The organism is Pradoshia sp. Z5_111, from assembly GCF_058267535.1.
Genome location: NZ_JBZCPQ010000003.1, coordinates 1 through 18,277 on the forward strand (window position 1 = coordinate 1; position 18,277 = coordinate 18,277).

The 18,277-nt window shown below is 35.9% G+C and carries 20 protein-coding genes; 5 read left to right on the plus strand and 15 right to left on the minus strand.

Annotated elements, in window-relative coordinates:
- Window positions 1-97: 97 nt before the first annotated feature.
- Entirely contained in the window at window positions 98-1,087 is a 990-nt protein-coding gene (locus AC4D4A_RS06915; protein ID WP_490995215.1) for a cytochrome d ubiquinol oxidase subunit II, read from the minus strand.
- Between the two features lie 685 nt (window positions 1,088-1,772).
- On the opposite strand from AC4D4A_RS06915, the gene AC4D4A_RS06920 reads away from it, so the two are divergent.
- Window positions 1,773-2,591 (plus strand): mechanosensitive ion channel family protein, encoded by an 819-nt coding sequence (locus AC4D4A_RS06920; protein WP_490995216.1) that lies wholly within the window; start codon window positions 1,773-1,775, stop codon window positions 2,589-2,591.
- Between the two features lie 42 nt (window positions 2,592-2,633).
- On the opposite strand, the gene AC4D4A_RS06925 is transcribed toward AC4D4A_RS06920, so the two are convergent.
- The 6 genes from AC4D4A_RS06925 to AC4D4A_RS06950 all read right to left on the minus strand — a co-directional run bounded on the left by AC4D4A_RS06925 (window position 2,634) and on the right by AC4D4A_RS06950 (window position 8,259).
- Window positions 2,634-3,752 carry an N-acetyldiaminopimelate deacetylase gene (locus AC4D4A_RS06925; RefSeq protein WP_490995217.1) on the minus strand — a complete coding sequence of 373 codons (1,119 nt, stop codon included), beginning with the start codon at window positions 3,750-3,752 and terminating at the stop codon, window positions 2,634-2,636.
- A gap of 71 nt (window positions 3,753-3,823) precedes the next feature.
- A complete protein-coding gene (gene dapD, locus AC4D4A_RS06930) occupies window positions 3,824-4,534 on the minus strand; it encodes a 2,3,4,5-tetrahydropyridine-2,6-dicarboxylate N-acetyltransferase (RefSeq protein WP_490995218.1) in 711 nt (236 codons plus the stop codon).
- A 79-nt stretch (window positions 4,535-4,613) separates the two neighbouring features.
- A complete protein-coding gene (gene ccpC / locus AC4D4A_RS06935) occupies window positions 4,614-5,486 on the minus strand; it encodes a transcriptional regulator CcpC (RefSeq protein ID WP_490995219.1) in 873 nt (290 codons plus the stop codon).
- A gap of 106 nt (window positions 5,487-5,592) precedes the next feature.
- Window positions 5,593-7,098, minus strand: a complete 1,506-nt coding sequence (locus tag AC4D4A_RS06940) for an MDR family MFS transporter (protein WP_490995220.1) — start codon at window positions 7,096-7,098, stop codon at window positions 5,593-5,595.
- 263 nt (window positions 7,099-7,361) lie between these two features.
- The gene (gene cbpB / locus AC4D4A_RS06945) at window positions 7,362-7,808 is read right to left on the minus strand and encodes a cyclic-di-AMP-binding protein CbpB (protein ID WP_490995221.1); all 447 of its coding nucleotides are present in this window, start codon (window positions 7,806-7,808) and stop codon (window positions 7,362-7,364) included.
- Between the two features lie 211 nt (window positions 7,809-8,019).
- A complete protein-coding gene (locus tag AC4D4A_RS06950; protein ID WP_066100892.1) occupies window positions 8,020-8,259 on the minus strand; it encodes a YkuJ family protein in 240 nt (79 codons plus the stop codon).
- Between the two features lie 409 nt (window positions 8,260-8,668).
- Between AC4D4A_RS06950 and AC4D4A_RS06955 the strand changes: the two genes are divergently transcribed.
- A complete protein-coding gene (locus AC4D4A_RS06955) occupies window positions 8,669-8,908 on the plus strand; it encodes a glutaredoxin family protein (protein ID WP_490995222.1) in 240 nt (79 codons plus the stop codon).
- Between the two features lie 59 nt (window positions 8,909-8,967).
- Here AC4D4A_RS06955 and AC4D4A_RS06960 read toward each other — a convergent pair whose 3' ends face one another.
- The 3 genes from AC4D4A_RS06960 to AC4D4A_RS06970 all read right to left on the minus strand — a co-directional run bounded on the left by AC4D4A_RS06960 (window position 8,968) and on the right by AC4D4A_RS06970 (window position 10,995).
- On the minus strand, window positions 8,968-9,606 hold the full coding sequence (locus AC4D4A_RS06960) for a DUF3993 domain-containing protein (protein ID WP_490995223.1): 639 nt from the start codon (window positions 9,604-9,606) through the stop codon (window positions 8,968-8,970).
- Window positions 9,607-9,833: 227 nt separating this feature from the next.
- Entirely contained in the window at window positions 9,834-10,598 is a 765-nt protein-coding gene (gene fadH, locus AC4D4A_RS06965; RefSeq protein WP_490995224.1) for a 2,4-dienoyl-CoA reductase, read from the minus strand.
- A gap of 187 nt (window positions 10,599-10,785) precedes the next feature.
- Window positions 10,786-10,995, minus strand: coding sequence for a hypothetical protein (locus tag AC4D4A_RS06970; RefSeq protein WP_490995225.1), 210 nt, complete (start codon window positions 10,993-10,995; stop codon window positions 10,786-10,788).
- A gap of 323 nt (window positions 10,996-11,318) precedes the next feature.
- On the opposite strand from AC4D4A_RS06970, the gene AC4D4A_RS06975 reads away from it, so the two are divergent.
- On the plus strand, window positions 11,319-12,107 hold the full coding sequence (locus AC4D4A_RS06975) for a metallophosphoesterase (RefSeq protein ID WP_490995226.1): 789 nt from the start codon (window positions 11,319-11,321) through the stop codon (window positions 12,105-12,107).
- 64 nt (window positions 12,108-12,171) lie between these two features.
- Here the strand turns inward: AC4D4A_RS06975 and AC4D4A_RS06980 are convergent, their stop codons facing one another.
- The 3 genes from AC4D4A_RS06980 to AC4D4A_RS06990 form a co-directional block, all read right to left on the minus strand.
- A complete protein-coding gene (locus AC4D4A_RS06980; protein WP_490995227.1) occupies window positions 12,172-14,280 on the minus strand; it encodes a sensor domain-containing protein in 2,109 nt (702 codons plus the stop codon).
- Window positions 14,281-14,372: 92 nt separating this feature from the next.
- Window positions 14,373-14,780: a fluoride efflux transporter FluC gene (locus tag AC4D4A_RS06985; protein WP_490995228.1), complete on the minus strand. Its 408-nt coding sequence runs from the start codon at window positions 14,778-14,780 to the stop codon at window positions 14,373-14,375.
- On the minus strand, window positions 14,732-15,112 hold the full coding sequence (locus AC4D4A_RS06990; RefSeq protein ID WP_490995229.1) for a fluoride efflux transporter FluC: 381 nt from the start codon (window positions 15,110-15,112) through the stop codon (window positions 14,732-14,734). Before AC4D4A_RS06990 ends, AC4D4A_RS06985 begins: the two co-directional genes overlap by 49 nt.
- 181 nt (window positions 15,113-15,293) lie before the next feature.
- Here AC4D4A_RS06990 and AC4D4A_RS06995 point away from each other — a divergent pair, with 181 nt between their 5' ends.
- On the plus strand, window positions 15,294-15,788 hold the full coding sequence (locus AC4D4A_RS06995; RefSeq protein ID WP_490995230.1) for a YkyB family protein: 495 nt from the start codon (window positions 15,294-15,296) through the stop codon (window positions 15,786-15,788).
- Between the two features lie 27 nt (window positions 15,789-15,815).
- On the opposite strand, the gene AC4D4A_RS07000 is transcribed toward AC4D4A_RS06995, so the two are convergent.
- Window positions 15,816-16,724 (minus strand): chemotaxis protein, encoded by a 909-nt coding sequence (locus tag AC4D4A_RS07000; protein ID WP_490995231.1) that lies wholly within the window; start codon window positions 16,722-16,724, stop codon window positions 15,816-15,818.
- A 229-nt stretch (window positions 16,725-16,953) separates the two neighbouring features.
- On the opposite strand from AC4D4A_RS07000, the gene AC4D4A_RS07005 reads away from it, so the two are divergent.
- Window positions 16,954-17,124 carry a hypothetical protein gene (locus AC4D4A_RS07005; protein ID WP_490995232.1) on the plus strand — a complete coding sequence of 57 codons (171 nt, stop codon included), beginning with the start codon at window positions 16,954-16,956 and terminating at the stop codon, window positions 17,122-17,124.
- Between the two features lie 78 nt (window positions 17,125-17,202).
- On the opposite strand, the gene corA is transcribed toward AC4D4A_RS07005, so the two are convergent.
- Window positions 17,203-18,162 (minus strand): magnesium/cobalt transporter CorA, encoded by a 960-nt coding sequence (gene corA, locus AC4D4A_RS07010; protein WP_490995233.1) that lies wholly within the window; start codon window positions 18,160-18,162, stop codon window positions 17,203-17,205.
- Window positions 18,163-18,277: the final 115 nt, after the last annotated feature.

The following is an 18,277-nucleotide window of genomic DNA, read 5'->3' on the forward strand; positions in this document are numbered from 1 at the left end:
CTAAGTCCAGTTGAATACCGGACTCAGATCTTAGAAGCTGCTTAATTTTTTGTGTCTAACTTTCTTGGGTCAGATCATTTAGGCACTCGCGTTTTTTTCATTTTGTTCGGAATAACATTTTATTGATCAATAGAGTAAATGGGGTCAAGAGCAATAATCCAAATAGCAATAAGCAGCCTAAGGTTAACCATAAGTGACGCCCATTAAACGAATCCAATGTAATGAACGGATCAAGTATAAAAGGCAAATGTGAAATTCCATATCCATAGAAAGCAAATAAAAACTGAAGTAATACAAATATAAATGCTAAACCATGTCTTTTATTTCTAATTATTAAATATAAGGCACACATAAAGAAAATTAATGAAAAGGCAAATAACCACCAAATCTCCAACGCATTTTCAAAATGACGCAAGTTATGTCCCCTTAATGAAATAGTAGCTAAAGCGACTGCTATGATCGTTGGAACGCTCCAAAAAAGAGCGTAGCCCCGCACAGTCATACTTGCCTCCTTATCATTGGACTTTTCCTTATAATAGAGCAAAAATACCGCGCTTATAAATAAGACACTTACAATTGCCAGAAACACGACACTCCAGGAATAAGGACTGAGGAATAATTTTTTTACCAGGAGAAATACTCGTTCCCCTTCTTTTTTTATAAATCCTCCCTCAGATATCGTAAGCCCAATGGATAAAGAAGCAGGAATCAGGATTCCAGTCGATACATAAATAAATAAAAATGACCAGCTTGTTTTATTCCCTTTTTTGTACAGGAAATGTGCCATAAATCTGATGACTACCAGTAATAAAACAACCAGCCCTGGTATAACCAATGCTCTGCCAAAATAATAAAATGTATCTGGGAAAAATCCAATCAATCCAGCCACAAAAAATATAAAGAAAATAATCGTAATATGCCATAGTCGCGGATCATAATGACCTGTCCATTTAGGAATTCCCACCTGCTTACCTTTAAAACGACCATAATATGTAAAAAAACCAACACCAAACTCAATGGATGCAATTATGACATATACATAAAGGAAGGACCATAATACCGTTATTGTCAGCAGTTCAAAATTCAAGGCTACGACGCCTCCTTTTCAGTTTTATAAAGTGATTATTAACCCGATCTATACTATTTAGCGGAAAGGGAGAACCGCTCTTCATTCTTCACATGTTTCTTGAATGTCCCAAATCACCGATTGAGATCCAATCAACGAACCTTCATCCCGCCTAAAATTCCAATATATGTCCAAAATAAATATCACATATGCAAATAATACATAATACAGTTAAATGTTTACAGTATTTTCACCCAAACTTTTTGGAAAAATAGTAAAACTGACTATTGATTAACCTAATAAAAAAATCTATAACCCACCAGTAACGTCAAGTAGAAATTTAGCTCTATATAGTATACTAATAAATATATCAATAATTCTTTAAACAAACTCGAGAATCGTATTTAAAATATATAGAAATCGACATAGGTAAGCTTTATTATCTATAACTTTATTATTTTATCAGTTTATGTTAAAAAATGATTATGTCTTTTCAAACATTTTACCTTTCACTTGGCAAATCATTCAACTTCCTTTAAGGTATACCTATATTATTCTATTATGATAGTAAATGGGTGCATACACTTTCCTCTAAGATGAAGATTATAGTATACCAAAAACAGTATCTATCATAACTGAATACTTCCGTTTATATCAATAAAGAAGTTGTTAGGAAAGGATTGGTTTAATGGAGAATATGTTCGTAATGGGTTTTAAATTTTCAGATCTGAAGTGGGAAACCTGGCTTTTTGATATTGGAATTTGGGCTCTAAAAATCTTTTTATTTTATTTAATCTATAAAGTAATACGCACGTTTACTTTCAAAATCATTGAAAAGATTTTCTCACGCATGCAGGCGAAAGAGAATCTTTCAGAGAATCGCACGAAAACATTGGAATCCTTAACGAAAAACGCTTTTGGTTACGTCTTTATATTTATCTTAATTGTTACCATCCTGGAAATGTTGGGAATCAATGTGAGTGCGATTCTAGCCGGTGCCGGAATCGTCGGTTTAGCGGTCGGTTTTGGTGCCCAGGGATTAGTGAGTGATGTGGTAACCGGCTTCTTTATCCTGCTCGAAAAACAGATTGATGTTGGGGATGAAGTGACAATAGGAGTTATTAAAGGCGTTGTTGAGGTAGTCGGACTTAAAACAATCCAAATAAGAGGTTATGACGGAAGCCTCCACTATATTCCCAATCGACAAATTGCCATACTAAGCAATCATTCCCGTGGAGCTATGAGAGCTATGGTGGAAATTAAACTTAAAGCAGAAGATAATTTGGAGGAAATCACAAAATCGGTCAAAGAGATATGCCACACAATGGCCGAACAGGATGAAGATATTCTGATGGGGCCTGAGATTCTCGGCATCCAGGATATGGGTACAGCTGATTATACAATTCGAATTGTAGCCAGAACAACAAATGGACAGCAATACCATGTCGAACGCCAGCTGCGCTCTAGGATTAAAATTGCCATTGATCAAATAAGGCTTCAATACGCTGCTGAAGGAACGGAATAATACTAGAGAACCCGGCTGTTATACTCAAGCCGGGTTCTCTTTTTATATTGATTTCATTCGAATATAATCTGTTATAACCGATACAGCAAAGGAAAGTGCCTTCTCATCCGGATTTAATTTAGCGTGGTGCAATCCATACGATGACTGAACACCAAGCCAGAACATAAAGCCTGGGATCTCCTTAATCATGTATCCAAAGTCCTCACCCGTCATCGCTTCCTTACAATTGACTAATGACGTATCATGGCGCTGATACAGAAATTTCATAAACTCTTCTGTTAGATTTGGTTCGTTATATACTTGATAGTAGGATGAACCAAAATCAACATTAATCTTACAACCAAGAGCCATTTCCATTCCTTTTGCCATTTCCAGTATTCGATTCCGGATCAATAGCATAGAATCCTCAGAAAGCGTCCGAATCGTCCCTTCTATCCGCGCATTTTCAGCAATACTATTTTGGACGGTCCCTCCTGTAATTTTTCCAATTGTAACAACGGCCGAATCGAGTGGATTAATATTTCTTGCTACAATAGTCTGTAGCTGAGTAACAAATTGACAGGATGCAATCACCATATCATTCGTCAGATGGGGATAGGCAGCATGCCCACCAACCCCTTTAAAATCTATAAAGATCTCCGAGGTATTGGCAAAGAGTAAACCTGTTTTGGTGGCAATTGTTCCCACCGGATATTCCGGAGCTATGTGCAATCCAAAAATCAAATCAGGCCTCCACTTAGAAAACTGCTCAGCAGCAATCATCTCTTCTGCTCCTCCAGGTCCCTCTTCTGCGGGCTGGAACATAAATAAAACATGGTCATTAATTGGATTTTCCACTAAATCTGTTAATACACCCAGGGCGATGGTCATATGAAAATCATGGCCACATGCATGCATAAAATCTGCATGCTCGGATTTAAAGGGAAGCTCCGTTTCTTCACGAATTGGCAAACCATCGATGTCAGCACGGTAGCCTATGGTTTTCTCAGGAGATAGCCCTTTTACTCGAACAAATAGTCCTGTTCTCCATTTTTCCCATTCTATACGATCCTGAGGAAGATTTCTTATGTAATCTATCAAATATTGTTGAGTCTTAAATTCCTTATAACCAGGCTCAGGGATCCGATGCAGATCTCTTCTAATCGAAATTAACTTTTCCAAATCACAGCTCACCTCATCTCCAATTTAAAAACAGGCGCGGAAATCATCATCTCCACGCCCTTCCATTTTTATTATAACTGACGAAGCTCATCCTTAATTTCAATTTTGGATTTAGTCTTTTCATCAATTTTTTTAATTACTTTAGCCGGAACTCCAGCAACTACTGTATGAGCAGGAACATCTTCTACTACAATTGCGCCAGCCGCAACTACAGCTCCCTCTCCTACTCGGACACCTTCTAAAATAACCGCATTAGCACCAACAAGTACATTATCTTCAATTACAACGGGATTGGCAGATGGTGGCTCTATTACTCCAGCCAACACTGCTCCTGCTCCAATATGACAATTCTCACCAACAGTTGCACGTCCGCCAAGCACAGCATTCATATCAATCATGGTCTTATCTCCGATGCTTGCTCCAATATTGATGGAAGCTCCCATCATAATCACCGCATTATTGCCAATATGAACCTGATCACGGATAATCGCACCCGGCTCAATACGTGCATTAATCCCTTTTAAATCCAGCATTGGAATCGCAGAATTTCGACGATCATTTTCAATCACATAATCTTCTATTTTCTCCTTGTTTTCTTCTAATGTTGGTTGAATATCAGACCATTCTCCAAAAATTACCCCAGTGTTACCGGTAATAAATGTTTTAACTTCAGGATTAAATACCAGTTCACTGATTTCTCCCTTTATGTATACTTTAACCGGCGTTTTTTTAACACTATTTCCGATAAAGGATATAATTTCATTTGCGTCCATCATTTTCATAGTATATTTCTCTCCCCTAAATAATTTTCTATTACTTTATCAAACAAGCGTAGGAAAAACAAGAATAGAGATTTCATTTCTATTCCGTTAACATTTCCTCAATCAAACTAACAAAAGCCTTAACCTGCCTTAATTCCAGGGAAGCATCATAGCTTACAAGCCATGTCTTTCTTTCAACTGACTGTCCCTCCAGGTCATACAAAGGATGTTTAAAATACGAGGCTTCACCTTCTCTTAAAGATATACCCGGTAGAATGGCATAACCAATTCCATTCATCACCATCTGTTTACAAGTTTCAATTTGATCAACAAGAATGGTACGTGTCGGAGGAATTCCATAATGGCGAATCCACCAGTTTTGAATCTCTCGATAATAGTTCGAATCACTTTTAAACAAGATAAAGGGGCGTTCTGTAGTTAACGCATCTGATAATTGGCTAAGCTCGGTATCCACAAGGTATAAGTGATCACTGAACAATAGCTTTTTATAGCCATGCCAGTCAGGGACTCCTCTCAATATACCAATATGGGACTCTCCATTATAGATATTTTCGATCATTTCACTGCTCCATCCTGTCACAAGTGAAATCTTAACATTGGGATATTTGTTAACATATTTCTTTAAAATCATCGGGAGCCAATATTGGCCGACTATAGAAGCACTCGCAATTTTTAAAGTACCCTGTACATTATGATTAAGAGCGTCTACTTTTTCTCGTGTTTTTTCTTTTAATTTCAGGGATTCCCTGGCATATTGAACGACAATTTCTCCAGCCTCCGTCAACGTCATTCCTTTTGCTGACCTAATAAAAAGCGGTGTTCCCCATTCTCTTTCTATTGATTGAAGACGCTGTGAAAGTGCCGGCTGAGAGACAAACATTCTTTCGGCAGTCTTACGTAAATTCAGTTCAACAGCAAGAGTATCCAATAATTCAAAATCAGTTATAACCATTTGTTCTCCTCACAAACCAATCTCTTCTTAATCAGACATTCAATTTATTTTACCTTTATATTCTGCTGAACTGCAAATATTACAATATAGCAGGTTAATTAGGCTGTTACGATTTCTCTTTTGGCATTTTCAATATTAAGAACACGCTAAGTATAGCCAGTAGTAAGACAATAAAATAAACAATACCCAATGAATGTGTTAATCCACTTTGGAGCAGTTCCAATCTTTCCGGTCCTAATGAAGATCGAATCTCTGTGTTAAGCAATTCGTTTACCGAATTTAAATCTATATTTTCATTTTGTGAAAAATAGGCGTTTAATCGGTTATTCAATATGCCTCCCAATAATGCGGCACCGATTGTATTTCCCAGATTTCTCATGAACATGTTGGCGGCCGTTGCAGCACCTCTTTGTTCCCAACCCACAGTAGATTGGATGGACACAATAAACGAAGTGCTTGTAAGCCCCATTCCCACACCAAGTAAAAACGATCCCGAAGCGGCCAAAAACACATATCCATGGGAGGGCAAAAATGTAAAAGCCAATGCACCCAAAATGATAAAGATTCCACCTATTATACAGGTAGTACGATACCCTATCTTCAAAATCATATTGCCTGATATAAAGGATGCAATCGGCCATCCTATAGACATAGCAGTAAGAGTAAATCCTGCTATCGTTGGGGATTTCCCCATCACTCCCTGTACAAATGTTGGTAAATAGCTTGATACTCCAATTAAAACAATACCGGTTGTAAGAGAGGTTAAATTAGCAAACAATATTGCTTGATTCTTCCAGATAGAAAAGGGCATAACGGGCTCTTCAGTTCTGTTTTCATGCTTCACAAAGCAAAACACCAAAATCAGCAAGAGTATAATTAACAACAAACTTTTTAGAGAAATCCAGGAAAATGAGATCCCGCCTTGCACAAATAAAAACATTAAAAGCGACAAAAAAACAGCAAGCAGCCCTGAACCCATATAATCAACCTTTTGTTTTTTAACCGCCTTATGCTCATGGAAGAAAAATAACAAACCTCCTAAAGAGAGAAATCCTAACGGAATATTAATCCAAAAGATCCAGCTCCATGATATGTATTCGATTAATAATCCGCCAATTGCAGGTCCCAAAATGGCCGATATTCCCCATACACTTGATAAATACCCTTGAACTTTTGCTCGTTCTTCTTTCGTATAAATATCCCCCACAATTGTCATGGCAACGGGCGTAATGGCTCCCGCTCCAAAACCCTGGATTAAACGGAAGAAAATTAAGCTTTGCATGGACCATGCATATCCAGAGCCAAGGGAACCAAGCAGAAAGACTGTAATCCCAAATAACAATATGGGTTTTCTGCCAAATAAATCAGATAGCTTCCCATAGATCAATACCGTTACCGTATTCATTAGCAAATAGGCTGAGAAGACCCAACTATATAGGGAGAAGCCTCCCAGCTCACCAACTATCTCAGGCATTGCCGTTGAAACGATAGTACCCTCGATAGCACCCATGAATAAAGCCAATAGGATAGAAATTAATACGTAAGGGCGTTTTGTCTTCTTCTTTGCCCTTTTGAACAACTTTTTTTCTACACTTGAATTGTTCGAGTCCATTTTCCCACGCCCCTCCCTATCATTTTAACGAAGTTCCTATCCTGGATAAAGTAAATTTGGAAGATAATACCTAACAAAAATTTTTGTTAGATATCAGTATCTAAACAGTGTCTTATTGATCACTTCGTTTATAATCACTTTCCTTTTTAGTTATACACTTGAACTTTATAACCAAGTAAAAAACGCCTGGAGCTTTATCCAGGCGTTTTAAAAGATTGTTTAAATTTTGTTCCACTAATCATTATCGATTGAGATAACTGATATTAATTATATTTAATGATTTTTATTAAACGATTTGTTTGCTTCATAACCTGCCTTCTGGTCAATATACCTTCGAAAGCTCCCTCAGTACCTACCACACATACAAATGGATGATCGATAAGTAGTTCCATTGCTTTTTCAATTGAATCATTTTCTTTAAGACATGGGAGATTAGGATCCATCACTTCTGCAACCTTCATCTCTTCCAGTTTTTCAAATTCAATTCGCTCAAGGCCTAATATCGCATCCATTATCTTTGGTGTACTAATTAATCCATGCAATTTATAATCATGTCCCAGAACTGGTATAGCAGTATAGCCGCTTCTAGTAAGAACCAATAATGCATGTTCGAGATTATTTTCCTGCTGTACATGAGCAACACGTTCAGACGAAATCATTAAATCCTTTACAGTCAGTTCGAATCCATCTAATTTTTGCATATCTAACATGGTTAAGAACCCCTTATATAGTTAGTTCCTGTTTATCCATTTTTGGTTTTATTCGGAAGACTCAACTGTTCGATTTGTCAGTAATTATCTTCCCTTCCCTACTTTAGATTAATTCAAGTTAGAGATTTTAAAGAAGCATTACCTACATGATAAGGAACAAATACCTTCATCATGCTAATGGAACATAACCAAATCATCTCAAATTTCCAAATTAGCTATAAATTAACTCAAAAATTTCAATGGCAATCATATCAATATTATCAAATTGATACTTCATAGTCTTTCCTTTATCTTGGAAAATCTCTAGCTCGAATGTTTCAGTTTTATCGAAATAAGATACTTGACATTTCACTTGACCTTCAACTTCAAACACACGTTGTGCTGTATCTGATACTTTCCCTTGCTCCTGTAGGTTTTTCAAACGTGATAAAATTCCTTGTAATCGTGACATATCTAATATATGCTCCTTTCATGACTTACCAACAAATAAAATATTGTCGCTTATGGACTTGCCATTAGTAACAGAATAGAGGAATAGGCATTATTTGTATACCCAAATTCATTATAACGTATTTGATGGTTACACCTTTTATTTCATCTCTTTTTTTAGAGACTTCATCATTTTATCATAAAAACGTTCCAAGAAAAATTCCAGCGCCATTTTTTTCACTTTAAAGCAGAATCTATCAAAATAAATTGACAAGAAACTCAGGTGTTGGCAATCCTTTTTCTCTTTTCTTGTTCTTTTAATTAAAAGAGAGTCCTGCCTGATATCCTACTTAAAATTCGTACTATAGTAAACAAAAAAGTTTCATGTATACTGGTAGATACAAAATAAACAAAAGAAAGGATAGAAAAAAGTGGAACCAATTCTCTTTTTTACGCAACCAGGCTGTCCGCCATGTGCTTACGCCAAAATTTTTTTTGATGAGCACAATATTCCCTATACCTTAAAAGATATTCAGAAGGATACAAAAGCAAAAAAAATACTTATGACCAAATATGATTCATATTCTACCCCAACGTTTGTCATTGGTGATCAAGTAATCATTGGATTTAACCAGGAACGAATTATGGAATTGTTAAATATTGAAAATTAATACAAAAAAGCTAATCCTCATTTAAGCAGGATTAGCTTTTCTATTCATGCCATCAGGATTTAGAAAGCAATCATCCCAAACCAATGAGACATTTGATTAATGAACCCATAGCTAATATAATCTGTCATTCTGTTTATGAAAGTTTGATTGGATGGCTCCTCACCCACATTGGACTTTTGGGCTGTTTCTTGACTATTATCAAGTGTTTTGGGATCGAAAGCAATTTGGTAATCATTAATTACCCATTTATCATGGTCATACATCAGCCCGATTGCCTCGTAATGCCCTTCATAGCTAATTGGTCCATCTGTATTGCCTGGGAACCATTCATACACATACCATTGATCATTAGCTGAACTATATCCTAGTTTAGTATGTTCACTATATGTAAAAAAAGGAATATAATAAAGGGCTATATCGGTACCATATGTCTGATAGCCACTTCCATCCACACTTTTTTGTACATTCATGTTCATAAAATCCTCAGTGTATTCCTCTGAGAAGGAATTTTTTAATAAGTCTCGAATTTTGTCCATTGATCTTGGTTGTTCTGAAAGAGATACTTGCAATTGAAATGCGCTATCTAAAAGATTAAATGCATCCTGTTTATCCAGTGTACTTTTAGCATCTACTTTGACAAGAGGAGAAACCGCTAATACAAGTATGGCAATAAACAACGAAGTTAAAACCTTTTTCATTATGATCCCCCTTTTTAAGTACATCTATCTCAAGGCCTTTATTAGCTTATTCCCCTTTTTACCAGAATAAACACTTTTTACTGAAAAATAATACAAGGATAGTGAAAACTTAAGTATATTCATAAACAACCAGTCAATGAACGCACAAAAAAACAGTTCATCAGCAAATTGAACTGTTTTTTATTGATTCCTATTCTTACTACTACCATACTACCATTCATCTATACCTAAAACGGAAATTGATTAAGATGAGCACCGCCATCCATTGTAATACAGTCACCATTAATATAGTATGCCCGATCAGATAGTAAATAGAGGGCTAAATCTGCAATTTCCTCCGGTGTTCCTAATCTTCCAAGCGGAACACTTTCAAGAGTTCTTTGAGCTGCCTCCTCCGATTGAAATAACTTATCTGCTCCCCCGGTTCTTTCAATCGGCCCGGGAGCAATTGCATTTACGCGGATTCCATATTTTTTACCCCATTCCACAGCCAAAGTTCTTGTCATTGTCAGAACACCGGCCTTTGCTGAGGCAGAGTGAATGACATATGGACCTGCATCCCACGCATAGGTAGCGACCATATTGATGATTGATCCTTTAATGCCGTTTTCTATCCAATACTTGCCGATGAGACTGCTGCAGTAAAAGGTACCATTCAAAACAATATCAATGACAGATTTCCAGCCATTCGGTGATAGATCCTCTGCCGGACAAATAAAATTACCTGCTGCGTTATTAATCAAATAATCGATTGTACCAAATCTGGTAACCGTCTCTTCAATGGTTCTTTCAACATCCTCCACATTTCGAACATCCATCTGAACAGCCAGTATATTCTCCTGATTTTCTGCAAATTCTTTAATGGTGTTATCCAGTTTTTCTTTATTCCTTCCGGTAATGACTACCTTAGCCCCTTCATTTGCAAAACGTTGAGCCATAGCCTTTCCCATTCCACTCGAACCACCAGTTACAATCACTACTTTTCCCTTCATATGAGCCCTCCAAATAAAATGAATGATTATTCACTTTTATTATATCACAAAATTCTGTCAATAATATCCAGAAGTACTTAATTAGAAAAATAGAAGAGAAATATAGGTATAACGAGATTTATTAAATATTAGCCAATCTCCAATAAAATGATAAAAGGGCAGCCATTAGGCTGCCCTCAAAATTTACTTATGATTGATTGATTAGTTCATTTAGTTTAGAGAGAGTACTAATCAATGTTTCCTTTTTATTCGTGCCTTTTCCATTTACTCTTAAATCATTAAGCATAACAAATACTCTGCCGGGATTTCCTTTTTTATGGAATCCGTACATATATACTTTTATCATTCCTATTTTTGCAGGAAGATAGATCATTTCATATGATTTGGCTTTATTCATCTGTAACACCCTCGTCCTCAGAATGAAACATCCCATTCAGTTAAAAATATATAATCATCATTTCTATAAATCTAAATACCTATTGTATTTTAATTTTACCTTATTTTAGGTAGTTATTCTATAGACCAAATAGCACATAAATTTTGTAATCAAAAAGTAATACTCATACATCTTAACAATTTTCTTAATGAATGATAGGATTAGACTGACTATTATGAGATAGGAACTTTACAATGAAGAAAATAACCAGAAGATTCTTTTTAAAAAAATCATTTGCCTATATAGCTACTATTCTTTGCTCTCTTATAGGAGGGCGATTTTATATGAAAGATATTGAACCATCCTGGATTGACATAACAAACTTTTCCTATTCCCACCCACTTATTCCAGAATCCTTTCATAATAGTAGAATTGTCCAATTTAGTGATACTCATTTGGGTTTCCAATATAATTTGACAGATTTAGAAAAAACAGTCGAAACCATTCATTCACTTAATCCCGATATTATTTGTTTTACAGGTGATTTGATGGATAATCCGAATGAATATAAGATAACTCCTAAGCTCAATCAATTATTAAGTCAACTGGAGGCACCTCTTGGTAAATATTGCGTATTTGGCAATCATGATCATGGCGGTTATGGTACGGAAATTTACAAAGAGACTATGGTTAATAATGGATTTACCCTGTTAGTAAATGAATCAAACTTTATAACCCAGGAGAATGGCAGTCAAATCGTAATAAGCGGGATAGATGATGCAATGCTTGGCAAGCCCAACCTGGATGTAAGTATACCGGGACAATCCAGTGATTTATTTACCATTCTTCTGTCTCACGCTCCTGATTATGCTGATTATGCCGCCAGTTACCCAGTGCATTTGCAATTAAGCGGACATAGTCATGGAGGACAAATTCAAATTCCACTTTTGGGTGCGATTGTGACCCCTCCTTTTGCAGAAAAATACAGGGAAGGATCTTATACAGTTGGTCCTTTATCCTTGTATGTAAATCGCGGATTAGGTACAACCCGTATTCCATACCGATTATTTTCACGTCCTGAAATCACGGTCATTGATTTGCAGAATGGCCAAGAAGGCTTAAAAAAACGATAAAGGCAAACGAGCAGAACCTACATTCTGACCGTTTGCCTATTGTCTGGCTGTTTTATGCTATATTTTATTTCTTCTTTTTCAGGAATTTCTCTTCAGCTTCAATAGCCGGAATTGGTCTTGAAAAATAAAAGCCCTGTGCTTTTTCACACTGTATATCTAACAGGAAATCTACCTGTTCCTTTGTTTCAACACCTTCGGCAATGACTTCAAGACCCAGACTGTGCCCCAAATGGATAATTGTTCTCGTGATTGCTGCATCCTTACTGTCAGTCATTAACTCGCATATAAATGATCGATCGATCTTTAACGTGTTTAATGGGAATTGTTTCAGATAGCTTAAAGAAGAATATCCAGTGCCAAAATCATCTACAGATATACTTAATCCCAATCTCTTCATTTCTTTCAGTGTCTCATTCGTCTCTTTTGTATCCTGTATTGTCCCTTCGGTAATCTCAATTTCCAATGATGATGCATCTATTTTATACTTATCCATATACAATTTTATGATATCTACAATATTAGGCTGTTGAAATTGTTTGGGGGATAAGTTAATCGCTACTTTTGTATAATATCCACATAAATTCCACTTATTTATTTGCTTGCATACTTCTTCTATGACCCATTCGCCAATTGGGATTATTAACCCTGTATCCTCTGCGACTGGAATAAATTCTGCTGGAGAAACATAGCCCAGTTTGGAATGATTCCACCTTAATAATGCCTCAAAGCTGGTTGTTTCATTATTAAGCAAATTAATTTGAGGTTGATAATGCACAGACAATTCATTTTTTTCAATAGCCCGTCTTAAACTGGTATCCATTAAAAACGGATTCGCAAATTGATCATTTCTCATACGCTCACTGTAAAATAAAAAGTGTGCCCTCCCTCTTTTTTTGACCTGAAATAGGGCGTCATCTGCTTTCTGCATTAAGGTTATCGCATCCAATCCGTCATCGGGATACATACTAATACCCATACTTGCTGTAACATAATATTGCTGCTCATGAATGTAAAAAGGTACCTCAAGAAGGGAAATCAGCTTTCCAATAAATCGTATGGTTTCATTCCTGGAAGTTTTCTCAAGCAATATAACGAACTCATCTCCCCCCTGTCGGTATACAGAGTGAAAATCTCCCTGAATAGACAGAAGCCGCTCACTGATTACTTTTAAGAGCTGATCCCCAGACTGATGCCCAAAGGAATCATTCATAAATTTAAAACGGTCCAAATCCATATATATTAACGAGAATTCACTATTCAGTTTCTTAGCTATATGAATAGCTTCATGTAAATCTTTCATCAAGGCTGATCGATTTAATAGACCTGTTAATTGATCATGCAGTACCATATAATTAATCTTTTCTGTATTTCGGAGCTGCTCGGAAAGATCCCGCATAATAAAATAAACGCCCTTAATTTCCTTGTTCACAATAATAGGGACTGATTTTAATTGAATTTGGATGTAATGTCCTCTTTTATGCAGGAAAAACACAGCCGTTGCTTCCATTGGATATCCCTCTAACGCTCTTTCAAATAAGTTCATAATCCTTTCCAAATCGTCCAAGTGAATATAATCAAAAAAAGAGTAGTCTTTTAGATTATTCTCCCGATACCCGGTAATTGAAATAGTCGAAGGATTGCAGTTCAGAATTTCTCCATTGCGATTAAGCGAAACGATTGCATCCAGATTATGATCCAATAACGAACGATAAATCTGTTCACTTTCAATGATCATTCCATTCTCTTGCATATATTGAGCTGATAGGTGTGTAATCCCCACCAGATAAGCCATATTTCCTTCAGAATCAAAAACCGGGCTTATAGTTGTCTCTCCAAAGCGTTCAAAGCCATTGAAATCGAAAGCATCTATAAACGTTACAGGTTCATTATTATTCCTCACTTGTTCATAGTACCTTTGCAATAATTCAGCCTTTTCTGCAGGCAAATAATCCCACCAGGTATTACCAATACAATCTTCTGGTATACCAATTAATTTATAAGCGGACTCATTTACAAATACATATCGAAATATGTGTTCAGCATCATATTCCATGACAAATACCAATTCTTCAATATGGTGAAATAAAATATTGAAGAGTACCTTTTGAATCTTTTTATCATTTACCTGTTTATTACCTGTATAGCTTTTAATGTTATTCTTTAAAGTTGTCATAGTTATGGCACCTAACAGTTCATTTTTTAAATAAATTACATTTCTTCCAATTATTTTATAATACATTGTCGAATTTTCATATAGACGAGCGATTAATGTCCTATATTTTTCATAAGATGATAGCATAACATACAACAAACTGACGTTCCCACCAAAGAAAAACATACATAAAGCATTAACTTGCGATGTTCCCGGCTCAGCATTAAATCCAGGGATTCAATTGCAAAAGTAGAAAATGTAGTAAAAGCCCCCAAGCTTCCTATCACAGTAAACATATGCATACCGGTCCCCCGCTCTATTCCTATCCCAGCCGATATACCAATTAAACACGACCCAATTAAATTAATAACAAGAGTAGCTAGAGGAAACGAATGATTATATTTTTGTAACCAGCCTGTCATTATATATCTTAAACACGTTCCGAGAAAACCACCTATCACAATTAATATAATCAACGCGCTTCCCTCTTTATCCAACTGGACATAATAAATCCTAACCATGCCATTAAGAGACCTGCAATCATACTCAGTAATAAATAAAAAAGACTATATAGGGGATTAGTTGCTGCGAGATTGGTTACTTCCAATGCAAAACTACTCATCGTTGTAAACCCTCCACATAATCCGGTTCCAAAAAATAATTTCAATCTTTCATTTCCCTGATTTTTAAATAGCGAATAGGTGAGAAAAGCTAAAACAAAGCTTCCAAAACCATTTATGAATAAGGTGTTAAACGGAATAGGACTGCCAGAAGAAGGGGGCAATAAGCTAATCCCGTATCGAGCTAACGCACCCATTGCCCCTCCGCAACCAGTAAGTAGCAGCTTTTGCAACGTATCACACTCACTTTCATAATTCTTATACCTTCAATTTCTCGGGTAGTCTGTTTTGAACATATATTCGTTTAAATAAGATATAAAACGTTTTTCCTTTTATCCCATAGCAGAACACGTTATAATCAGTTATATGCTTTTACTTATTATCATGAAATATTCTTAGAAGAAAGGAACATTTATGAATCAAAATAATGGGAATCTACCTAATCCCACCTGTTTTACTGCCGATGACCTAGGAGAAGCGATTTATTCTGTGAATAGACATGCAAAAACTGCATCAGACCCTAAATTTCTATACAACCTAAAGAAAAAAACGATTATTAAAATGCTTGAAGAAGGAAAAGCAAAGAAAATAGGCCTGCAATATTCAGACCATCCTCATTTAAGCTTCCAACAATCAGATGTACTGATACAATGCGGAAAGTATACATTCCATATTCCGCCCTCAAAGGACGACTTTCAAACATTAACACATCTTGGTCATTTATCAAAAGAGGTAAGAAACCCCTCTTCACGTCTTTCCTTATCTAAAGCAAAAAAACTATTGATGTCTTATACAGGATGCAAGGAAAATACAGATAATGATCGCGCTAAAGATTATAAAAAGAAATACCAAAAACCGACTTTTACGCGTCTTGGTGAATCCTATCCATATCAAAATTGGAAAAAGTAAAGCTGCTGAACAAATGGTTCAGCAGCTTTACTTTTGCAATAGTTTGTCTAACTGTTTGACCAATTCAACTATTTCTGGTTTACTAATTTGCGCATCTGCTCCTACCAACTCTCCCTTATGCCTTAAATCTTCCGTAATTAATGATGAAAAAATGATAACAGGCAGATCTGACAAGGCAGGATTTTCTTTAATTCGTTTGGTTAGATGGTGACCATCCATTTGTGGCATTTCAATATCTGTAATTACCAAATGTATTTCATTCAGTATGCCTCCTGCTTGTGCCTTACCTTCTAAAAAGGTTAGCGCTTCCTGGCCATTTTCAAAGAAATCGAGTTGTTCATAACCGGCTTCTTTTAATGTCTGCATCAACAGCTTCCGCAACAGCGGTGAATCCTCAGCAATTAATAAACGCTTATCAGATCGTTCTCTAACTCCTAATTTTTGAATCTGATTAACGGTTATTCCTGATTCTGAATTAATTTCCAAAATAATTTTTTCATAATCAAGCAATAAAAGCATTTCATTATTCATTTTAATGACACCAGTAATCTGACTATCCAAACCCTGGTACATATCAGATGGTTTTTCTATTTGGTTCCATGAAATTCTATGAATTTGAGTAACGGTATGTACATGAAAAATGACCTTCATTTTATTAAACTCAGTCACTATAAATTTATCCTTTTCAGGAGATTGGGATGCCGGAAGATTTAATGCACTGGCAATATCTACTACAGGCAGTATCTCTCCACGAAGTTCAATGATTCCTTCAACATGTTGATGTGTTTGTGGAACACCGGTAATCCGCACTGGGTTAATAATTTCTTTAACTTTAATAACATTAATTCCAAATTTATGCTCCCCAATACCAAATTCCACGATTTCCAACTCATTTGTTCCGCTCTCTAACAGGATTCCTTTTTGTTGTTCATTCATTTTTAACAGCGCCTTTCCATATCTCTTACGATTAATTGCAGTAAGATAAAGCCTTCTTTTTAGTATCGGCTTAAATGATCAATTTTTTATTACTATTTAAAATCAAGTCGAAAATAGTGTTTATTTTGTGAAACATTGCTCAATGTTATAGACGCTTTAACAGATGAGGACTATTATACAGATAGAAGCATAACTTAAATCAATATGCTGGAAAGAAGGGGTACGACTAATGAAAGGTACTGCCATTTTATATGAAGATAACCATGTTATTACTTGTTTAGAGAATATTCAACTTAGCGAAGTTGAAAAATACACACATAACCAAACGGACGAATCTTACGCAACTCCTCAGCTTACTATGTGGCATCCAGAAGAAATCGATTGGGATTACGGGTATTAATATAAATAAAGGACCTAGTCCTGTACACATGACCTAAGCGGCTTTAGTTCTAAATACCATAGAGCTAAAAGCCGCTATTTATTTTTCCTTTCTGTACAGCCTTCGGAATAACCATCCTTTTAGCATAAAAAGAATCATCATTATAACTGTGATGATGATCATAAACAGAAGGACATACCAAAAACCATTCCGAAATGTTAAACCAGGCATTTCAGTAAAATTCATACCATATAAACCTGCAATAAATGTTAATGGCATGAAAATAGTCGTAATAATTGTCAAGGTCATCATTGTTTCATTCATTTTGTTTGAACTGACCGCCATATAACTATCTCTCAGATCAGTTGAGAACTCTTTATAGCCATCAACCAATTCTTTTAATTTCAATAAATGATCATACACATCATTAAGGTAATGATGATGTTCAGAAAGGGCACTGATTCTCTCAGAATGAATAATTCTGTACATCAAATCATTCATGGGCAGGATAATTCTTCTTAGTTGCGAAATCATCGTTCTAATTTCGTACAACTGACTCATTGGATCATTATGAAGAGAATGCTGCTGCAGGTGGTCTTCCAAGATATTTAATTGTTCTTCTATTTGATAGGCCTTTGGAATATAGGCATCTACGACTGCATCAATAATTCTATGCAGGATATGGATAGAATTATCCAGTTGATCTGTTACTTCCCATACCTTATCTATTTCCTCAATATGATCTTCATGAACAGTTACGATTGATCTTTCATTTACGTAAATATCAATCTCATTTCTTTCGAGGTTTCCATTTAAGGAATGAATGACAAAAAACATATAGGATGGATAAAAATCCACTTTAGGTCTCTGGTTAATTCGATCAAGACAGTCCTCTATAGTGAGAGGGTGAAAATTAAAATACGTCCGGAGTATATTAGCCTCATATTCTTGCGGTGCGAGGATATCAATCCATACGAGGCTATATTCCTGATTCTGTAAGTCCTCCAAATTTATTTCCTTCATACCATCAGTTTGATCTTTAGCAAGTATTCGGTACACACCCTACCCCCCCAGCTACGCAAAACGAAGTATCCATAGTATTCCAAATCCATGTATGCATCATTCACCCGATTTTGTATAAAAACCATTTGGAGTAGGATAGTGTACACTTTCA

What these genes read in the sequence shown, in the direction of transcription:
- AC4D4A_RS06920 (WP_490995216.1), top strand. Translation starts at nt 1,773, where the DNA reads ATGGGTTTTAAATTTTCAGATCTGAAGTGGGAAACCTGGCTTTTTGAT.
- dapD (WP_490995218.1), bottom strand. Translation starts at nt 4,534, where the DNA reads ATGAAAATGATGGACGCAAATGAAATTATATCCTTTATCGGAAATAGT.
- ccpC (WP_490995219.1), bottom strand. Translation starts at nt 5,486, where the DNA reads ATGGTTATAACTGATTTTGAATTATTGGATACTCTTGCTGTTGAACTG.
- AC4D4A_RS06940 (WP_490995220.1), bottom strand. Translation starts at nt 7,098, where the DNA reads ATGGACTCGAACAATTCAAGTGTAGAAAAAAAGTTGTTCAAAAGGGCA.
- cbpB (WP_490995221.1), bottom strand. Translation starts at nt 7,808, where the DNA reads ATGTTAGATATGCAAAAATTAGATGGATTCGAACTGACTGTAAAGGAT.
- AC4D4A_RS06950 (WP_066100892.1), bottom strand. Translation starts at nt 8,259, where the DNA reads ATGTCACGATTACAAGGAATTTTATCACGTTTGAAAAACCTACAGGAG.
- AC4D4A_RS06960 (WP_490995223.1), bottom strand. Translation starts at nt 9,606, where the DNA reads ATGAAAAAGGTTTTAACTTCGTTGTTTATTGCCATACTTGTATTAGCG.
- fadH (WP_490995224.1), bottom strand. Translation starts at nt 10,598, where the DNA reads ATGAAGGGAAAAGTAGTGATTGTAACTGGTGGTTCGAGTGGAATGGGA.
- AC4D4A_RS06970 (WP_490995225.1), bottom strand. Translation starts at nt 10,995, where the DNA reads ATGAATAAAGCCAAATCATATGAAATGATCTATCTTCCTGCAAAAATA.
- AC4D4A_RS06975 (WP_490995226.1), top strand. Translation starts at nt 11,319, where the DNA reads ATGAAAGATATTGAACCATCCTGGATTGACATAACAAACTTTTCCTAT.
- AC4D4A_RS06980 (WP_490995227.1), bottom strand. Translation starts at nt 14,280, where the DNA reads ATGACAACTTTAAAGAATAACATTAAAAGCTATACAGGTAATAAACAG.
- AC4D4A_RS06985 (WP_490995228.1), bottom strand. Translation starts at nt 14,780, where the DNA reads ATGGTTAGGATTTATTATGTCCAGTTGGATAAAGAGGGAAGCGCGTTG.
- AC4D4A_RS06995 (WP_490995230.1), top strand. Translation starts at nt 15,294, where the DNA reads ATGAATCAAAATAATGGGAATCTACCTAATCCCACCTGTTTTACTGCC.
- AC4D4A_RS07000 (WP_490995231.1), bottom strand. Translation starts at nt 16,724, where the DNA reads ATGAATGAACAACAAAAAGGAATCCTGTTAGAGAGCGGAACAAATGAG.
- AC4D4A_RS07005 (WP_490995232.1), top strand. Translation starts at nt 16,954, where the DNA reads ATGAAAGGTACTGCCATTTTATATGAAGATAACCATGTTATTACTTGT.